Consider the following 17766-nt stretch of genomic DNA (forward strand, 5'->3'; position numbering starts at 1 on the left):
AAAATCACCGTGGCGGCTTTCAGGTCTTCGGTCAGCCACGAAATCACCGCCAACAGGGTCAGCAGCAGGTTGAACGGGTTTTTGTAGCAGTGCCACAGGTGGATCCACCATGGCAGCGGCTGCTCGTGTTCGACTTCGTTGAGGCCGTACTGCGCACGCAGGGCGTCGACTTCAAAGTCAGTCAGGCCGTCGGTGTGAGTGCCCAGTGACGACAGCAGTTCACCGCTGTCGCGATGGGCCGCATCGACCAGGGTGTTGGCCAGAGTGGGCGGCACTTCACGGCTGACCGTGGTGTCGCTGATCGATTCCAGCAGCGCCAGACGACGGAAGTGCCGGGCGATGTGGCGTGTACGCAGGAAGCCTGCGAAAAATTCCTTGAGCGTAAGTTTCATGGCTGTTGCCCCTATGGTCAGCCGGGAAACCGTCGAGCAGGTACGACCGCGCCTCGTGCGCCGGAAAAACCGGCACGGCAAGGCTTGGCGCGCCGGTCAGAAAAGACAGGCGTGTCGATAGGTTTGCGATTGCGACCACAAGGTCGAAACCACGCACATTCAGTGTCGATGAGAAGGACGTCGGGACATGACCTTGCTGGTCATGATCGGGATGCCGCTGCTCGCTTTACGGCGAGACAACGGCAGAGAAAGGCTGCGCGTTATCTTGCCGAGAATCTGCCGGTTACCGAGACCGGCCGACAACTGTCACTCGAACAAGTACCCACTGTGGGTCTCCGCTATTGATGAAAACGCGCGAAGCTTACGCCCCGATGTCTGGAGAGTAAACCCGTGTAAGGAGGTGTGTCGGGGAATATCGGGGATGTTCAGGAAGGGTTCAGGATTCAGATTTCAGGGTGTTTTTGACGGCCCCTTCGCGAGCAAGCCCGCTCCCACAGGGGGATCTCCATTAAACACAGATTTTGTGGTCAACAGAGAGCCAATGTGGGAGCGGGCTTGCTCGCGAAAGCGGTGTATCAGGCGCTACAAAATCAGCTGGCCGTCGCCAACAGCAGATCCGCCATCGAACGGCTGTGCCCACGATGCTTGCCATGCTCATACAGCGAACCGGCAATCTCGTCGGCACGCACCGGCAGCACCGACAGCAATGTGTCGCTCAGACCATGGCTGGCCTGGCAGAAGCCCTGCATGTACAGACCGGCCTTGCAGCGCTCGTCGGTGATCAGTTTGTAGTTGCGATCAACCTCGAAATCGCCCAGATACTCTTGCAGCGGCGCCAGCAGTTTGCGGTGCAACTGACGCTCGTAACCCGTAGCCAGCACCACTGCATCATAAATGCGCACGGTAACTTCGCCGGTAGCGTTGTTGCGCACCGCCAGTTCAATGCCGTGCTCGGTGGCGGTGGCGCTTTCGACGGTGGTCAGGGTGCGGAACGCGTGACGGGCGACGCCCGAGACTTTCTGTCGATAGAAGATGCCGTAGATGCGCTCGATCAGGTCGATGTCCACCACCGAGTAGTTGGTGTTGTGGTACTCGTTGACCAGCCGCTCACGCTCGGCGCTATTTTGCTGGAACACCAGATCAGTGAACTCCGGCGAGAACACTTCGTTGACGAACGGGCTGTCGTCGGCAGGCTTGAGGGCCGAGCCGCGCAGGATCATGTCGACTTGTACCGACGGGAACGAATCGTTCAGATCAATGAAAGCCTCCGCCGCGCTCTGCCCGCCGCCGATGATCGCAATGCTCATCGGTTGATTGTTCACACACGGCTGCTTGGCCATCTGCGACAGGTACTGCGAGTGGTGGAACACGCGGCTGTCGCCCTTGAGCGCCTTGAACGCTTCGGGAATACGCGGCGTACCGCCGGCGCTGACCACCACCGAACGCGCGGTGCGCACGAACTGCTGGCCCTCGGTATCACGGGAGATCACCCGCAGCGCTTCAACCTGGTGGTTGTGCAGCACCGGCTCGATGGTCAGCACTTCTTCGCCGTAGCGGCTCTGCTCGGTGAACTGCCCGGCAACCCAGCGCAGGTAGTCGTTGTACTCCATGCGGCACGGATAAAAGGTGCCGAGGTTGATGAAGTCCACCAGACGACCATGGGCCTTCAGGTAGTTGACGAAGGAGTACGGGCTGGTCGGGTTGCGCAGGGTCACCAGATCCTTGAGGAAGGAAATCTGCAACTCGCTTTGGGTCGACAAGGTGTTGCCGTGCCAGCTGTAGTTGGCCTGTTTGTCGAGGAACAGCACATCCAGCTCGCCGTGGGTCGGGCCGCGCTCTTGCAGAGCGATGGCCAGCGCCAGGTTCGAAGGGCCGAAACCGACGCCGATCAGGTCGTGAACGATGGGCGATGCAATTGCCTGAGTCATTTCCAGTGTCCTCTGGATGAACCCCTCAACACGGGGATAAAGACTGGGTGGCCTGACCGGCCTGAAACAGGTCGGCAGGTCGTCTGTTGAGTAAGAACGAGGACGATGAAAGGAAATTTAACCTGGAAGGATCAGTGGGCGTCCCATTGTTTGATCCGCAATCGGCAATGCTTCATGGCATTGACGATATGTTTTTCCACCGACGCCTTGGAGATTCCGAGGGTCGCGGCGATTTCCGGATGGGACAGGCCTTCGATCTTGCGCAGCAAAAAGCTGTCGCGGCACAGCGGCGGCAATTCCGCCAGCGCGCGCTGAAGCATCTCCAGACGCTGGCCGTGGTCGAGAGTGCCGTGGGGTGACGGTGTGAAATAGCGCTCTTCGCTGTCGAGCACATCAAGCGACTCTACCTGACGCAGGGCGTTGCGCCGGTGATCGTCGATGACCAGGTTCAGGGCGGTGCGATAAAGAAACGCCCGGGGTTGCTCGATGGGCGTGTCACTGGATCGCTCCAGCACCCGTAGATAAGCGTCATGCACCACATCTTCGGCAACCTGACGATTGCCCAGCTTGGCGTTCAGGAAACACACCAGCTCGCGATAGTAGTTTTCCAACATGACTCCCGACCGCATCGATGCAGTTCCTGTCCTTGAGCACACTGACCCCGCCGCCCGCGATCCGCAGTAGCAAGATGGTGGCAACTTGAGGTGCGTAATTTATAGTAATTCTCATATAGATTTAAAGAGCTGTTTCCACATCCAGGCCAAATACTCCTTTGCGACTACCTGTTACATGATGTGTGCGCAGTTAAATTCCCTTGCGCATGCATCGTTTACAGGACAGCTCCCCGTATCTGTCGCGTCTTGCGACAGCGTTCAACCCCCGCGCACTGTGCCGCCGCTGTTGAACGACGGGCCGAACCTACTGGCCGGAACCCTGCATGAAACGTCCCCGCTCCGCCCGACGCGCCCTGTTCGCCGCCCTTTGTCTGATTCCTGTGATTGCCGTAGCCGCGTGGCAGGTTTTGCCGCCCGGGCGGGACGCCCTCGCCACCGTGCAGGTGACCCGCAGCAATATCGAAAACAGCGTGACCGCATTGGGTACTTTGCAGCCACGGCGTTATGTGGATGTCGGCGCGCAGGCTTCGGGGCAGATCCAGAAGATTCATGTCGAGGCTGGCGATACGGTCAAGGAGGGCCAGTTGCTGGTGGAGATCGACCCCTCGACGCAAAAAGCCAAACTCGATGCCGGGCGTTTCTCGATTGAAAATCTCAAGGCGCAATTGCAGGAGCAGCGCGCCCAGCACGATCTTGCACAACAGAAATACCAGCGCCAGCAAAAGCTCGCCGCCGGTGGCGCTACCCGCGAAGAGGATGTACAGACCGCACGCGCCGAAGTTCGCGCGACCCAGGCGCGCATCGACATGTTCCAGGCGCAGATTCGCCAGGCTCAGGCAAGCCTGCGCAGCGACGAGGCCGAGCTCGGCTACACGCGCATTTATGCACCGATGAGCGGCACCGTGGTGGCGGTGGGCGCACGCGAAGGCCAGACACTCAACGCGCAGCAACAGACGCCGTTGATCCTGCGCATCGCACGGCTGTCGCCAATGACGGTCTGGGCCGAGGTTTCCGAAGCGGACATCGGCCACGTCAAACCCGGCATGACCGCCTACTTCACTACCCTCAGCGGCGGCAGCCGGCGCTGGAGCAGCACCGTGCGTCAGATCCTGCCGGTGCCGCCGCGCCCTCTCGAACAGAATCAGGGTGGCAGCCCCACCAGCGGTCGCAGCGGCAGCGAACGAGTGGTGCTGTACACCGTGCTGCTCGATGTCGACAACGCTGACAACAGCCTTATGACCGACATGACTGCGCAGGTGTTCTTTGTCGCGCAACAGGCCAGGGACACCCTGACCGTGCCAAGCGCAGCCCTGCAACCAGGCACGCGTGCGCAGTGGCAACGGGCACAGGTCGTTGCCGCCAACGGCGAAATCCAGTCCCGCGATGTGCGCACCGGCATCAGCGATCGCCTGCGCACGCAAGTGCTCGAAGGTCTGGTCGAGGGCGATCACGTCCTCAGCGCTCCCGCCACCGGCAGCGGAGGCTGAATGCAAACGCCCCTGATTGACCTGCGGCAGATCCGCAAATCCTATGGCGGCAATGACAGTCCGCTGGTGGAGGTGTTGCGCGGCATCGATCTGTCGATTCACGCCGGCGAGTTCGTGGCCATCGTCGGCGCTTCCGGCTCCGGCAAATCGACGCTGATGAACATCCTTGGCTGCCTCGATCGCCCTACCAGCGGCGAATATCGTTTTGCCGGTGAAGATGTCGCGCAACTGGACACCGACGAACTGGCGTGGCTACGCCGCGAGGCGTTCGGTTTCGTGTTCCAGGGCTATCACCTGATACCGTCCGGCTCCGCCCAGGAAAATGTCGAGATGCCGGCCATCTACGCCGGTACTCCGGCGGCAGAACGCCACGCGCGGGCCAGTGCATTGCTGGAGCGCCTGGGCCTGGCCAGTCGCACCGGCAACCGCCCGCACCAACTCTCCGGCGGTCAGCAGCAGCGCGTGTCGATTGCCCGGGCGCTGATGAACGGTGGCCACATCATTCTGGCCGACGAACCCACTGGCGCCCTCGACAGCCACAGCGGCGCCGAGGTGATGACCTTGCTCGACGAACTCGCCGGCCAGGGCCATGTGGTGATTCTCATCACCCACGACCGCGAAGTGGCGCAACGGGCCAAACGCATCATCGAAATCCGCGACGGCCTGATCATCAGCGACACCGCCGAGCATCCGTCTGCCGCGCCCCGTAGCGCCAATCCCGGTGCCCTGCAAGCGGTCGATCTGCGCCAGCGCCTGAGTGCCGGCAGTACCCGGACCGACGCCTGGAAAGGTGAACTGGTGGACGCGGTGCAAGCCGCCTGGCGAGTCATGTGGATCAACCGGTTTCGCACCGCGCTGACGCTGCTCGGCATTGTCATCGGCGTGGCTTCGGTGGTGGTGATGCTGGCGGTGGGCGAAGGCAGCAAACGCCAGGTCATGGCGCAGATGGGCGCCTTCGGTTCCAACATCATTTATCTGAGCGGCGCCGCGCCCAACCCGCGCACACCTCCGGGGATCATCACGCTCGATGACGTCGCCGAGCTGGCCGCCCTGCCCCAGGTCGAACGCATCATGCCGGTCAACGGCTCGACCGCCGGCGTGCGTTTCGGCAACGCCGATCACAGCAGTTATGTCGGCGGCAACGACACCAACTTCCCGAGCATTTTCAACTGGCCGGTGGTTCAGGGCAGTTACTTCACCCAGGCCGACGAAGACAGCGCCGCCGCTGTCGCGGTAATCGGCACCAAAGTACGCGACAAATTGCTCAAGGATGTCGCCGATCCGATCGGCCAGTACATCCTGATCGAAAACGTGCCGTTCCAGGTCCTCGGGGTCCTCGCTGAAAAAGGCTCAAGCTCCGGCGACTCCGACAGCGACAATCGCATCGCCGTGCCCTACTCCGCAGCCAGCATGCGTCTGTTCGGCAGCCGCAATCCGGAATACGTGGTGATCGCTGCCAGAGATGCGCGCAAGGTCAAAGAGGCCGAACAGGCCATCGAACAAGCGATGCTGCGCCGGCACAACGGCAAGAAGGACTTCGAACTGACCAACAACGCCGCGATGATCCAGGCCGAGGCGCGCACCCAGGGCACGCTGTCGCTGATGCTCGGCGCCATCGCTGCCATTTCGCTGCTGGTGGGCGGTATCGGCGTGATGAACATCATGCTCATGACCGTGCGCGAACGCACCCGGGAAATCGGCATTCGCATGGCCACCGGTGCCCGTCAGCGCGACATTTTGCGCCAGTTTCTCACCGAAGCAGTGATGCTTTCGGTAGTGGGTGGCATTGCCGGTATCAGCCTGGCGATGCTGGTCGGCGGCGTCCTGAAGTTCAGCGGCGTGGCCATCGCGTTTCAATGGCTGGCTGTGCTGGGCGCCTTTGCCTGCGCCCTGGTCACCGGTGTCATCTTCGGCTTCATGCCTGCCCGCAAGGCCGCCCGGCTCGACCCGGTCACGGCCCTTACCAGTGAATGATCGATCTATGAAAGCGCCACTGACCCTCCTTGCCGCCAGCCTCATGCTGGCGGCCTGCAGCAGCCCTGCGCCACGTCCCGAAAGCGGCGTGCAGCCACCGCCCGCCTGGCAGTCGCCGGATCATCCCGGTGCGGTGCAGAACAACCGCCAATGGTGGACGCAGTTCGGCAGCCCCGAACTCGATCGACTGGTCGAACAGGCGCGCCTGAGCAGTCACGACCTCGGCGCCGCAGTAGCCCGGGTCAGGCAGGCGCAGGCCAGCGCGACGATTGCCGGCGCCCCGCTGCTGCCGGAGATCAAGGCCGGATTGAATGCCAATCGGCAGAAACTGTTGCACGGCAAGGGCTACAGCCAGCTGGACGTGAACCCGGACAATCGTTCGCTGGATTACTACGACGCGGAGCTGAGCGCCAGTTACGAAATCGATTTCTGGGGCGGCAAACGCGCCGCCCGCGACAGCGCCGTGTTCGGCGTGCAGGCCAGTGAATTCGATCGCGCCACCGTCGAACTGACCTTGCAAAGCGGCGTTGCCACCAGCTACACCCAGGCCCTGGCTTTGCGTGAACAGGCGCGCATCGCCGAGCTTAATCTGGCCAACGCGCAAAACGTATTGCACCTGGTGCAAACCCGCTTCGACGCCGGCAGCGCCACCGCGCTGGAACTGGCCCAGCAGAAAAGTCTGGTGGCCGAACAACAGCGCAAATTGCCCTTGGTGCAGCAACAGGCACGCGAAGCTCTGATCAGCCTTGCCGCCCTGCTCGGTCAACCGGTGCAGACGCTGGCGTCACCTCAACAGTCATTCGAACAATTGCAGTGGCCGAACATCGCCAGTGGCGTGCCCAGCGAGCTGCTGAGCCGGCGCCCGGACATCGCCAGCGCCGAAGCCAGGCTTGCGGCCGCGCAGGCCGATGTCACCGTGGCGCGGGCGGCCATGCTGCCTAAAGTTACCCTCACCGCCAGCCTCGGCACCGGCGCCGATCTGGCGGCGGATCTGCTGCGCACGACGTTCTATAACCTGTCATCAGGGCTGACCGCACCGATCTTCAACAATGGCCGCCTGAGCGCCGAACGCGACAAGGCCAAGGCTCGGCAGGACGAACTGCTGGAGACGTACCGCGGGGCAATCATCAATGGCTTCGCCGACGTCGAAAAAGCCCTCAGCAGCATTCGCGGCCTCGACGAACAACGACAATGGCAAAGCGAGGAACTGAGCCAGGCGCAAACCGCTTTCGACATCGCCCAAAGTCGCTATCAGGCCGGAGCCGAAGACCTGCTCACCGTACTGCAAACCCAGCGCACGTTGTATGCCGCGCAGGACATGAACGTGCAGCTGCGCCTCTCGCGGTTGCAGGCCAGCATTGCCTTGTACAAAGCGCTGGGTGGCGGCTGGCAAGTCATCTGACCGTCCCTTGTCGACTGTCCCGACGCCTTCGCGAGCAGGCTCGCTCCCACAGAGGTGATGGGCGCGTCACAGATCGAGGCTCAACGCAGATCCCTGTGGGAGCGCGCCTGCTCGCGAAAAGCACCAGGTCAGGCGAAACCAATCTCTAAAGGCAAAAAAAATCGCAGCACCAGGCTGCGATTTTTTTTGCGCTTAAAGTTGCCGCCCTTTCACTTTCAGATGCCTCGCATACCACGGTCTCTGCGGCACCTTGCGGAACAGGTCGGCCATATTGTCTTCATCGCCAAAGGTGATGCGCAGCGCCAGCTTCATGGTTTCCGGGTCCATCTCCACCGAGCGGCCAATTTGCAGCCCCGGCACGGTACTGCAGCCATGGGTGTCCGGCCCCAGCCACGGGTCGTCGACTTCGACCCAGCGCCCCGGCGCAAACCACGGCACACCATTGACCTCCAAACGACTGACTTCGCCCGGGTGAAAACGCTCATGGGCGCGAAACCAGTCTTCGAGGCGATCATCGATCCAGCCGTGAAAACGCCAGAACACCGGGTTCACATGGGAAGAAAACGGGTCGCCGAGAAAATCGTTTTCCGGGGCGTACCAACGCGCGGCAAAATCCGCCTGATCGCGCGCCATCGGCACCGGAATGTCGTTGGACGGGTCGCGCGCTACCGAAGCCCAGCGCATATGCAACCAATCGTGCAGGCCCAGCTCTACCTCCGAGCCGAATTGGCCAAGGGTGAGTTTCGACAAGTATCGCGGGTCGCGGTACTGCGATTCCCAGACCTGGAAATTGCTGTGGTAAGTCTCGGCCGCCTTGATGTCAGCGACCCACTGAGTGTACTCATCATCGCCGTCGGTCACCCAGGTCGGCGGCAAGGCGTTGCCGTCGTGGTTGTCGAAGTAGCGGGCGAAACCCTGGCGGTCGCGTTCCAGTTCCGGTTGCGGCATGGGGAACGCCGCCCACGACGGCAAGTCCTGCATTGAGCGGGCCTTGCCCAGCATGTGTCGGTGCATGAAGAAAAAGTCGATGCCCGAGCCATTGCGGTCCTTGCGTGGTCCGCGGGCATCGCGCTCGTTGTCGCGCGGCCCGGGTTGCCAGCCGATCCCGCGCAGGGCCTCGCGTTTTTTCTCCGAGAGCTTGTGCCACTTGTCGCGGGTCGCATGCCAGAGCTGGTGGAACAGGCGATGTTCCGGAGCGACCAGCCACGCCAACAGTGTCGGATTCAACCCGGTGCGTTCGCGAGCCTCTGGAAAGCGTCGTTTGATGGCGATGAAATGGTTGTCGAGTTCGGGCAATCCCAGCGGTCGGTCCAGGCGCAACACCTGTCCGGTGAACGTGCCGCTGCCGGCGTTGCCGAACGCCGCCCAGACTTCGTCCAGTTTGACTTTCAACTCATAGACCGGCGGCGCTTCTGGCGCATCGCTGCGCAGCAGTCGCCAGTACAGCTCGGCGCCGTTGCCCGACGCCAGATCGCCAATCACCTGATACCGCGCCGGTGCCTCAGAACGCAAATTGACGCCGGTATCGAGGAATCCGCGCAAGCCGCGGCCACGACGGGCAATGTCGAGAAACAATTCCAGACCTTCGTGTGGCACGCCGTCCAGCCCTGCGGCGGCCCCGCTGAAGCGGATATCCCACACACCGCGCAGGTTGTCCGCCAACTGCTGACCGGCCGTGTCGGCGAGATCCACCGTGGCTTCCCCCGGCGTGATCGGAAACTCCTCACGGGTCAGCTCACGATGTGCATAAAAAGCGGCAGGCAGCGCGGCGCCCGTGAGTGCCATGCCCGCCATGAACCAGCGTCGAGAGATCGTCATTGCCCTACCTGTGTCAGCCATGAAGCAGGCTTTATCCAAGCTAGAACGTTTGCTCGCCGAGGAAATTTATGGCCCCGGCAAAAGATCGCCGCGCGCCGTGAGCGCTTTTCACTCACCCCACTAAATTACCCGTCCGGTCACTCGTTCCTCCCAGATAGCAAAGGCCCCTGCGCCTGCACCTCGACGGCGAACCTGAATGAGATGGCAATGACAAAACCGCGTTCGAAAAAGGCTCTATTTATCGGCCTGCCGCTGGCCTTGGCGATCAGCGCCGGCGCAGGGTTTCTGGCTTGGGATTACTGGTTTCGGGACAACCCCGGCTATCCGGTCAAAGTGATGAAACAGGCGACCGAGCTGCAGGATCGCATCCTCTCGTTCGACAGCCACATCACCGTGCCACTGAGTTTCGGCGCGCACGGCAACGAAGCCGACAAGGACGGCTCGGGCCAGTTCGACCTGATCAAGGCCAATCGCGGTCGTTTGTCCGGCGCGGCGCTGACCGTGTTTGGCTGGCCGGAAATGTGGAACGGTCCGAATGCGCCGCATCGCCCGACCGAGGGTTTCGTCGAGGAGGCGCGCAATCAACAGGAAGTGCGCTACAAAATCATTTCCGGGATGGCCCGCGACTTTCCCAATCAGGTTGGCATCGCCTACACCCCGGATGATTTTCGTCGCCTGCATGGCGAAGGCAAGTTCGCGATTTTCATCAGCATGCTCAACGCCTACCCGCTGGGCAACGACCTGAGCAAACTGGACTTGTGGGCCGGGCGCGGCATGCGCATGTTCGGCTTCAGCTACATCGGCAACAACAGCTGGGCCGACTCGTCGCGCCCGCTGCCGTTTTTCAATGATTCGCCCGATGCCCTCGACGGTCTCTCGGACATCGGCAAGCAAGCGGTGCACCGTTTGAACGATCTGGGCGTGATCATCGACGTCTCGCAGATGTCGACCAAAGGCCTGGAACAGGTCGCACAACTGAGCCGCACACCGCTGGTGGCTTCGCACTCGGCGCCACGGGCAGCGGTGGATATTCCGCGCAACCTCAGCGACAAGGAATTGCAACTGATCAAGAACAGCGGCGGCGTGGTGCAGGTGGTCGGTTTCTCGCAATACCTCAAACCGCTGACCCAAGGCACCCAGGACAAGCTCAACGCACTGCGCGCGCGCTTCGACCTGCCACCGTTGCCGAACCTGGCCATGGCGCTGATGCCGGGCGATCCGATCATCACCGCCTGGTCCGAACAGAAACTCGGCCAGTACGCCAGTGGCCTCTACGCGATCCTTGAAGAAGAACCGAAAGCGACCCTCAAGGACCTCGGTGATGCCATCGATTACACCGTGCGAAAAATCGGTATCGACCATGTCGGTATCTCGTCGGACTTCAACGACGGCGGCGGCATCAAGGGCTGGGAAAACGTCGGTGAAATCCGCAACGTCACCGCCGAACTGATCCAGCGTGGTTACTCCGAAGCAGACATCGCCAAACTGTGGGGCGGCAACTTCATGCGCGTCTGGGATCAGGTGCAGAAAGCGGCCAAACCGGCGTTGATCTCCCGCCAGGACACCGCCCAGCCATGACCGACCGTCGCACGTTTTTGAAACAGGCAGGCGTGATTGCCGCCGCCCTGCCGTTTGGCACGACCCTCGCTGGGTCAGCGACGGCTGCGTCCGCCCCGGTATCTTCCGGGAGCAAATGGACGCAGCTGCGCCAGTTGTTCGATCAGGATCCGCAGGCTATTCACTTCGCCAATTTCCTGGTCACCTCCCACCCCAAACCCGTGCGTGACGCCATCGCGCGCCATCGTGCTGCGCTGGACCTGAACCCGGGACTGGCCATGGACTGGGATTTCGGCGTCACCGAAAAGCGCGAAGACAATGTGCGGGTCTGGGCCGGCAAATACCTGCAGGCCAAACCGGGCCAGATCGCCCTCACCGGCAGCACCACCGAAGGCCTGGCGATGATTTATGGCGGCGTGCACGTGCGCCCGGATCAGGAAATCCTCACCACCGAGCACGAGCACTATTCGACCCGCAACATCCTCGATTTCCGCACCCGCCGCGATGGCACCCGGGTGCGTAAACTCCAGCTGTTCGAAACCCCGCAAAGCATTTCGCTGGATCAGGTGCTCGACACTATCAACCGCAACATCCGCCCCGAAACACGCGTACTGGGGATGACCTGGGTGCATTCGGGCAGTGGCGTGAAGTTGCCGATCGGCGACATTTCGCGGCTGGTCGATGAACACAACCGTCAACGTGAAGATCAGGACCGATTGATTTACGTGGTCGACGGTGTGCACGGCTTCGGTGTCGATGACCTGAGTTTCCCGCAGATGAACTGCGACTTTTTCATTGCCGGCACCCACAAATGGATGTTCGGCCCGCGCGGTACGGGCATCGTCTGCAGCCGCAGTGAAGAAGTGAAATACGTCAGTCCCAGCGTGCCGACGTTCTCCGAGGCCACTACATTCGCCACAACCATGAGCCCGGGCGGCTACCACGCTTTCGAGCATCGCTGGGCGCTGGACGAGGCCTTCAAGTTGCATTTGCAACTGGGCAAGGCCGACGTTCAGGCGCGCATTCATCAGCTCAACGGTTATCTGAAGCAGCGCCTGCGAGAACACTCGAGCATCGAACTGGTCACCCCGCTTGATCCGCAGTTCAGCGCCGGATTCACGTTCTTCCGGGTCAAGGATCAGGACAGCGACGAGGTCGCCGCCTACCTGATGAACAATCGCGTGATCTGCGACGCGGTCAGCCGTGATGTCGGCCCGGTGATCCGCACCGCACCCGGGCTGCTCAACAGCGAAGCCGAAGTCGACCGGTTCATGGACATCCTCGGCAAAAAACTGCGCGCCTGAGCGCTCGACCCCGGTTTTCCTTTCACAGAGACGACTCATGAAAAAGCCCCACGCCTCATTCACTTTCAAGGCCCTCCCCGTGCTGGCCCTGACCGCGCTGTGCGCCGGTCTGTTGCCCGGCGCCGCACAGGCTGCGACCCCACCTGCTCCGGGCAAAGTGTTCAAGGATTGCAAGGACTGCCCGGAAATGGTGGTGCTGCCCACTGGCAGCTTCACCATGGGCACCCCGGAGGACGAAGTCGGCCGCGAGCCGGATGAGGGTCCGCGCCACGTGGTGACCTTCAACAAACCGTTCGCCATCAGCCGTTTCCAGGTACTGGTCGGCGAATGGGACGCTTACGTACGTGAAACCGGCAACAAGCCCTACGACTTCGATGATCGTCCGGGTCGCCGCTGCACCGCCGGCAAACCGGAGTTCAAGCAGACCGCGCGCGACCCGGCCGTGTGCATGAATGTCGCCGAAGCCCAGGGTTACATTGACTGGTTGTCGAAAAAGACTGGCCACAGCTATCGCCTGCAAAGCGAATCGATCCGCGAATACGCCGCCCGTGGTGGCAGCACCGGGCCCTTCCCGTTCCCGTTCGATGAAGGCAACAACTACCAGATCTCCAAACACGCCAACACCTATGGCGCAGCTGACGGCTACAACTTCACCTCCCCGGCCGGGACCTTTCCAGCCAACGCTTTCGGCGTCTACGACGCCCACGGCAACGTCTATGAGTGGACCGCCGATTGCTATCACAAGGACTATTCCGGGGTGCCCGACGATGGTCGTCCGTGGGTTCAGGAAAACTGTGAGCGCCAGGTCATGCGCGGCAACGATTGGGGAGAAGCGCCGGTGTTTTCCCGCTCCGGCAACCGCAACAGCAGTTGGCCGACCAGCAAGGGTGACTGGCTCGGTTTCCGCGTAGTGCGTGACCTCTGATCCTGCCCGCCACGACCGCAGCCCGTCTGCGGTCGTTTAAAGAAACTCCGTGACCATTCGTTTTCCTTAAGTACCGGCACTCCCTCCGCACCGAAGCAGGAATCCTCCATGACCAAGCCTACGCGTGGGGCGATCAACGAATTGTTCGCCCTGCTCAAGCCCTTCCGCCTGATCGTCTCAGTGTCCATCGTGCTCGGCATGATCGGCGGCCTGAGCGTTACCGTGCTGCTGGCGACCATCAACAATGCCCTGCACTCCGATGACGGCCTGACCCGCACCGTGGTCATGATCTTCGCCGGCCTCTGCGCCCTGGCGTTGCTGACGACGATTCTGTCGGACATCGGCACCAACTATGTCGGCCAGCACATCATTGCCAGGCTGCGCAAGGAACTGGGGGAGAAAGTGCTGTCGGCGCCGATCGACCAGATCGAACGTTATCGCAGTCACCGGTTGATCCCGGTGCTGACCCACGACGTCGACACCATCAGCGACTTCGCCTTCGCCTTTGCACCGCTGGCGATCTCCATGACCGTCACCCTTGGCTGCCTCGGTTACCTGGCGATGCTGTCCTGGCCGATGTTCCTGATGATGCTGGTGGCCATTGCCATCGGCACCACGATTCAGGCGATTGCCCGGGCCAAGGGCATGCGCGGGTTCTACGCCGCGCGCGACTCCGAAGACGAACTGCAAAAGCACTACAACGCGATTGCCGAAGGGGCCAAGGAGCTGCGTATCCACCGCCCGCGACGCCAGCGCATGTTCGTCGCCGGCATTCAGAAAACCGCGGAAAAGATCTGCGACACCCAGATCAAATCCATCAACACCTTCGTGATCGCCAAGTCGTTCGGCTCGATGCTGTTCTTCGTGGTGATCGGCATGGCGCTGGCGCTGCAATCCTTCTGGCCGAGCGGCGACAAAGCGGTCATGAGTGGCTTTGTACTGGTGCTGCTGTACATGAAAGGCCCGCTGGAGCATCTGGTCAGCACCTTGCCGATCATCAGCCGTGCGCAGATTGCGTTTCGCCGTATCGCCGAGCTGAGCGAACAGTTTTCCTCGCCGGAACCGCACCTGCTTCTGGAAGACACGGGCAGCAAGGCTGCAGCCGTCAATAGCCTGGAACTGCGCAACGTACGTTACGCTTTCCCGGCGGTTGAAGGCAGCGAACCGTTCCGTCTGGGGCCGGTCAACCTGCGCATCGAACAAGGCGACATCGTGTTCATCGTCGGCGAAAACGGTTGTGGAAAAACCACGCTGATCAAATTGCTGCTCGGCCTGTACGCACCGACCGAGGGCGAAATCCGCGTCAACGATCAAGCAATCACCGCGCTCAACCGCGATGACTACCGACAGAACTTCACCACGATCTTTGCCGACTACTACCTGTTCGACGACCTGATCCAGGGCGACCGCCAGGTGCCGCAGGACGCCACCCGCTACCTCGAACGCCTGGAAATTGCGCACAAGGTCAGCGTGCGCGACGGTGCCTTCAGCACCACCGATCTGTCCACCGGCCAGCGCAAACGCCTGGCGCTGGTCAATGCCTGGCTCGAAGAGCGCCCGGTGCTGGTGTTCGATGAATGGGCGGCGGATCAGGATCCGACGTTCCGCCGGATTTTCTACACCGAGTTGCTGCCCGACCTCAAACGCTTGGGCAAGACCATCATCGTGATTTCCCACGATGATCGTTACTTCGACGTTGCCGACCAACTGGTGCGCATGGAGGCCGGAAGGGTCAAAAGCGAACTGCAGAGCGCTTGAAACACGAGGCCGCGGCCAGGCCGGAAAAATAGTTTTCCGGTTTGCCGCGGCTTCCTCGTCTTAATGAGATGAATAAGAACCATTAACAACTATACCTGCCAAGGTCTTAACCTCATGTCCGCATCCCGTTTCATGCTTCGCCCCCTGACTCGAGCCCTGTTGATGCAGGGAGCCACACGTTCGCGACTGGCTGCCACCGGTCTCGGTCTGGCACTGACCGTTGCTGCCACCCCGTATGTCCAGGCACAGGAATGGACACTGAACATTCCGGCTCAGCCATTGGCACAGGCTCTGCAGACCCTCAGTCAACAGACCAGCCTGCAAATCATCTACAGCCCGGAAAGCCTGCAAGGTCTGCGTTCCAGCACGCTCAGCGGGCGCTACCAGGGTGATGATTCGCTTAACGCGATCCTCAAAGGCACCGGCATTCGCTATCAGCGTGACGGCAACACCGTGACCGTGCTCGGCCCGGCCACCGGCGATACCATGGAACTGGCACCGACCAACGTCAATGCGCAACGCATGAGCGCCACCACCGAAGGCAGCAACTCCTACACCACCGGCGGCGTGACCATCGGCAAGGGCGTGCATTCGCTGAAAGAAACCCCGCAGTCGATCACCGTCATGACGCGCGAAATGCTCGATGACCAGAACCTCAACACCATCGAACAAGTAATGGAGAAGACCCCGGGCATCACCGTTTACGACTCGCCAATGGGCGGCAAGTATTTCTACTCCCGCGGTTTCCGCATGAGTGGCCAGTATCAGTACGACGGCGTACCGCTGGATATCGGCAGCAGCTACGTGCAGGCCGACAGTTTCAACAGCGACATGGCCATCTATGACCGTGTGGAAGTGCTGCGTGGCGCCGCCGGCATGATGAAAGGCGCCGGCGGCACCGCCGGTGGCGTCAACTTCGTGCGCAAGCGCGGCGGCGATACCGCCCACACTGAACTCTCACTGTCGGCAGGCACCTGGGACAACTACCGCGGACAGGTCGATACCGGTGGCCCGCTGAACGACTCGGGCACCATCCGTGGTCGCGCCGTGGTCACTGAACAGACCCGTCAATATTTCTATGACGTCGCCAGCCGCAAGGACCAGATCTACTACGGCGCCCTGGATTTCGACCTCAGCCCCGACACCACTCTGGGGGTGGGCGTCGCCTGGGAAGACGTCGACGCCACACCTTGCTGGGGCGGCCTGCCGCGTTACGCCGACGGCTCCGACCTGCACCTCAAGCGCTCAACCTGCCTGAACACATCCTGGAACAACCAGCGCAGCAAGCGCGCCACCTACTTCACCGACCTCAAGCACCAGTTCAATGACGACTGGTCGCTCAAGGTCGCAGGCGTCTACTCGCGCAACACACAGGACATGGAATACGCATTCCCGAGCGGTGCCGTACCGGTCGGCGCCACTTCGTCCAACACCTTGATGCTGGGCAGCACCTACGATTACGACCAGGTCGACTACGGCTTCGATACCTACGTTGACGGCAAATTCGACGCGTTCGGCCAGCAACATGAACTGACCGTCGGCGTAAACGCCAGCCGTTCGAACAAGGATGACTTCTACGCAGTGGCCGCGTTGCCGCAACGTCAGAACGTGCTGGATCCGAACCACCACATCCCGCAACCGGATGAAAGCTATTACCTGGCCAATGCATCCCGCGGTGGCCCGGTGGACATGCACATCAAGCAATACGGCGCTTACTCCATCGGCCGCTTCAAACTGGCTGATCCGCTGACCCTCGTACTGGGCAGCCGTGTGAGCTGGTACAAATCCGACACCGACTCCGTGCAGTACTTCCGCGGTGAAGGCACACCGGTCAACACCAAGTCCACCGAAACCGGGCAAGTCACGCCGTTCGCCGGGTTGCTGTTCGACCTCAACGACAACCTGACCGCCTACGCCAGTTACACCGACATCTTCACCCCGCAAGGCGCTTACAAGACCATCGATGGCAGCACCCTCAAGCCATTGATCGGCCAGAGCTACGAATTGGGGATCAAGGGTGAATGGTTCGACGGTCGTCTGAACAGCTCCTTCAGCCTGTTCCGCACCATTCAGAAAGATGCGGCCCAGGATGATCTGCGCTGCGAAGACAGCTCTTGCTCGATCAACTCCGGCAAGGTCCGCGCTCAGGGCTTCGAAGCGGAAGTCAGCGGTGAAGTGATTGACCGTCTGCAACTGCTGGCCGGCTACACCTACACCCAGACCAAAGTGCTGGAGGATGCCGACACCACTCTGGACGGCACTGCCTACAACTCTTATGTGCCACGCCACCTGCTGCGCGTCTGGGGTGACTACAGCCTGACCGGCCCGCTGGATCGCGTCACCGTCGGCGCCGGCGTCAACGCACAGAGCGGCAACTATCGCGTCTCGCCGATTGGCGGTGGCAACATCAACGGTGCCGGTTATGCCGTGTGGAACGGTCGTATCGGCTACAAGATCGACGATACCTGGTCGGTCGCGCTCAACGGTAACAACCTGTTCGACAAGCGTTATTACTCGACCATTGGTACTGAAGGTTTCGGTAACTTTTATGGTGATCCGCGTAACTTCGTGATGTCGGTCAAGGCTGTCTTCTGATTGCTTCGGTTG

At 61.4% G+C, this 17766-nt stretch carries 11 protein-coding genes and 1 pseudogene; 8 read left to right on the forward strand and 4 right to left on the reverse strand.

The features are described 5' to 3' along the window. The 3 genes and pseudogenes from DBR18_RS29605 to DBR18_RS20740 all read right to left on the reverse strand — a co-directional run. Nucleotides 1-392: pseudogene (locus DBR18_RS29605) on the reverse strand (cation-transporting P-type ATPase); the annotation flags it as partial. 590 nt (nucleotides 393-982) lie between these two features. After that, nucleotides 983-2320: a lysine N(6)-hydroxylase/L-ornithine N(5)-oxygenase family protein gene (locus DBR18_RS20735; RefSeq protein ID WP_108591707.1), complete on the reverse strand. Its 1338-nt coding sequence runs from the start codon at nucleotides 2318-2320 to the stop codon at nucleotides 983-985. A 131-nt stretch (nucleotides 2321-2451) separates the two neighbouring features. Continuing rightward, nucleotides 2452-2934: a sigma-70 family RNA polymerase sigma factor gene (locus tag DBR18_RS20740; RefSeq protein ID WP_108591708.1), complete on the reverse strand. Its 483-nt coding sequence runs from the start codon at nucleotides 2932-2934 to the stop codon at nucleotides 2452-2454. Nucleotides 2935-3257: 323 nt separating this feature from the next. On the opposite strand from DBR18_RS20740, the gene DBR18_RS20745 reads away from it, so the two are divergent. From DBR18_RS20745 to DBR18_RS20755, 3 genes are read left to right on the forward strand one after another with little or no spacing between them, the layout of a single operon-like run. Further along, nucleotides 3258-4421, forward strand: coding sequence for an efflux RND transporter periplasmic adaptor subunit (locus tag DBR18_RS20745; protein WP_108591709.1), 1164 nt, complete (start codon nucleotides 3258-3260; stop codon nucleotides 4419-4421). After that, nucleotides 4422-6395: a MacB family efflux pump subunit gene (locus tag DBR18_RS20750; protein WP_108591710.1), complete on the forward strand. Its 1974-nt coding sequence runs from the start codon at nucleotides 4422-4424 to the stop codon at nucleotides 6393-6395. It begins immediately after the preceding gene. A 7-nt stretch (nucleotides 6396-6402) separates the two neighbouring features. Then, nucleotides 6403-7797 (forward strand): efflux transporter outer membrane subunit, encoded by a 1395-nt coding sequence (locus DBR18_RS20755; protein ID WP_108591711.1) that lies wholly within the window; start codon nucleotides 6403-6405, stop codon nucleotides 7795-7797. Nucleotides 7798-7989: 192 nt separating this feature from the next. Here the strand turns inward: DBR18_RS20755 and DBR18_RS20760 are convergent, their stop codons facing one another. Further along, complete coding sequence (locus tag DBR18_RS20760; protein ID WP_108591712.1) at nucleotides 7990-9615, reverse strand: PvdJ/PvdD/PvdP-like protein; 1626 nt, start codon at nucleotides 9613-9615, stop codon at nucleotides 7990-7992. Nucleotides 9616-9822: 207 nt separating this feature from the next. Here DBR18_RS20760 and pvdM point away from each other — a divergent pair, with 207 nt between their 5' ends. From pvdM to DBR18_RS20785, 5 genes are all read left to right on the forward strand, one after another. Next, the gene (gene pvdM, locus DBR18_RS20765) at nucleotides 9823-11193 is read left to right on the forward strand and encodes a pyoverdine-tailoring dipeptidase-like protein PvdM (RefSeq protein ID WP_108591713.1); all 1371 of its coding nucleotides are present in this window, start codon (nucleotides 9823-9825) and stop codon (nucleotides 11191-11193) included. Then, nucleotides 11190-12476, forward strand: a complete 1287-nt coding sequence (locus tag DBR18_RS20770) for an aminotransferase class V-fold PLP-dependent enzyme (RefSeq protein ID WP_108591714.1) — start codon at nucleotides 11190-11192, stop codon at nucleotides 12474-12476. Before pvdM ends, DBR18_RS20770 begins: the two co-directional genes overlap by 4 nt. A gap of 37 nt (nucleotides 12477-12513) precedes the next feature. Continuing rightward, the gene (locus DBR18_RS20775; RefSeq protein ID WP_108591715.1) at nucleotides 12514-13401 is read left to right on the forward strand and encodes a formylglycine-generating enzyme family protein; all 888 of its coding nucleotides are present in this window, start codon (nucleotides 12514-12516) and stop codon (nucleotides 13399-13401) included. Between the two features lie 108 nt (nucleotides 13402-13509). Then, a complete protein-coding gene (locus DBR18_RS20780; RefSeq protein ID WP_108591716.1) occupies nucleotides 13510-15159 on the forward strand; it encodes a cyclic peptide export ABC transporter in 1650 nt (549 codons plus the stop codon). Nucleotides 15160-15273: 114 nt separating this feature from the next. Then, nucleotides 15274-17754 (forward strand): TonB-dependent receptor, encoded by a 2481-nt coding sequence (locus DBR18_RS20785; RefSeq protein ID WP_177482411.1) that lies wholly within the window; start codon nucleotides 15274-15276, stop codon nucleotides 17752-17754. The last annotated feature ends 12 nt before the right edge of the window (nucleotides 17755-17766 follow it).

The organism is Pseudomonas sp. HMWF021 (assembly GCF_003061005.1).
Lineage (GTDB): Bacteria > Pseudomonadota > Gammaproteobacteria > Pseudomonadales > Pseudomonadaceae > Aquipseudomonas.

What these genes read in the sequence shown, in the direction of transcription:
- DBR18_RS20735 (WP_108591707.1), bottom strand. Translation starts at nt 2,320, where the DNA reads ATGACTCAGGCAATTGCATCGCCCATCGTTCACGACCTGATCGGCGTC.
- DBR18_RS20740 (WP_108591708.1), bottom strand. Translation starts at nt 2,934, where the DNA reads ATGTTGGAAAACTACTATCGCGAGCTGGTGTGTTTCCTGAACGCCAAG.
- DBR18_RS20745 (WP_108591709.1), top strand. Translation starts at nt 3,258, where the DNA reads ATGAAACGTCCCCGCTCCGCCCGACGCGCCCTGTTCGCCGCCCTTTGT.
- DBR18_RS20750 (WP_108591710.1), top strand. Translation starts at nt 4,422, where the DNA reads ATGCAAACGCCCCTGATTGACCTGCGGCAGATCCGCAAATCCTATGGC.
- DBR18_RS20755 (WP_108591711.1), top strand. Translation starts at nt 6,403, where the DNA reads ATGAAAGCGCCACTGACCCTCCTTGCCGCCAGCCTCATGCTGGCGGCC.
- DBR18_RS20760 (WP_108591712.1), bottom strand. Translation starts at nt 9,615, where the DNA reads ATGACGATCTCTCGACGCTGGTTCATGGCGGGCATGGCACTCACGGGC.
- pvdM (WP_108591713.1), top strand. Translation starts at nt 9,823, where the DNA reads ATGACAAAACCGCGTTCGAAAAAGGCTCTATTTATCGGCCTGCCGCTG.
- DBR18_RS20770 (WP_108591714.1), top strand. Translation starts at nt 11,190, where the DNA reads ATGACCGACCGTCGCACGTTTTTGAAACAGGCAGGCGTGATTGCCGCC.
- DBR18_RS20775 (WP_108591715.1), top strand. Translation starts at nt 12,514, where the DNA reads ATGAAAAAGCCCCACGCCTCATTCACTTTCAAGGCCCTCCCCGTGCTG.
- DBR18_RS20780 (WP_108591716.1), top strand. Translation starts at nt 13,510, where the DNA reads ATGACCAAGCCTACGCGTGGGGCGATCAACGAATTGTTCGCCCTGCTC.
- DBR18_RS20785 (WP_177482411.1), top strand. Translation starts at nt 15,274, where the DNA reads ATGTCCGCATCCCGTTTCATGCTTCGCCCCCTGACTCGAGCCCTGTTG.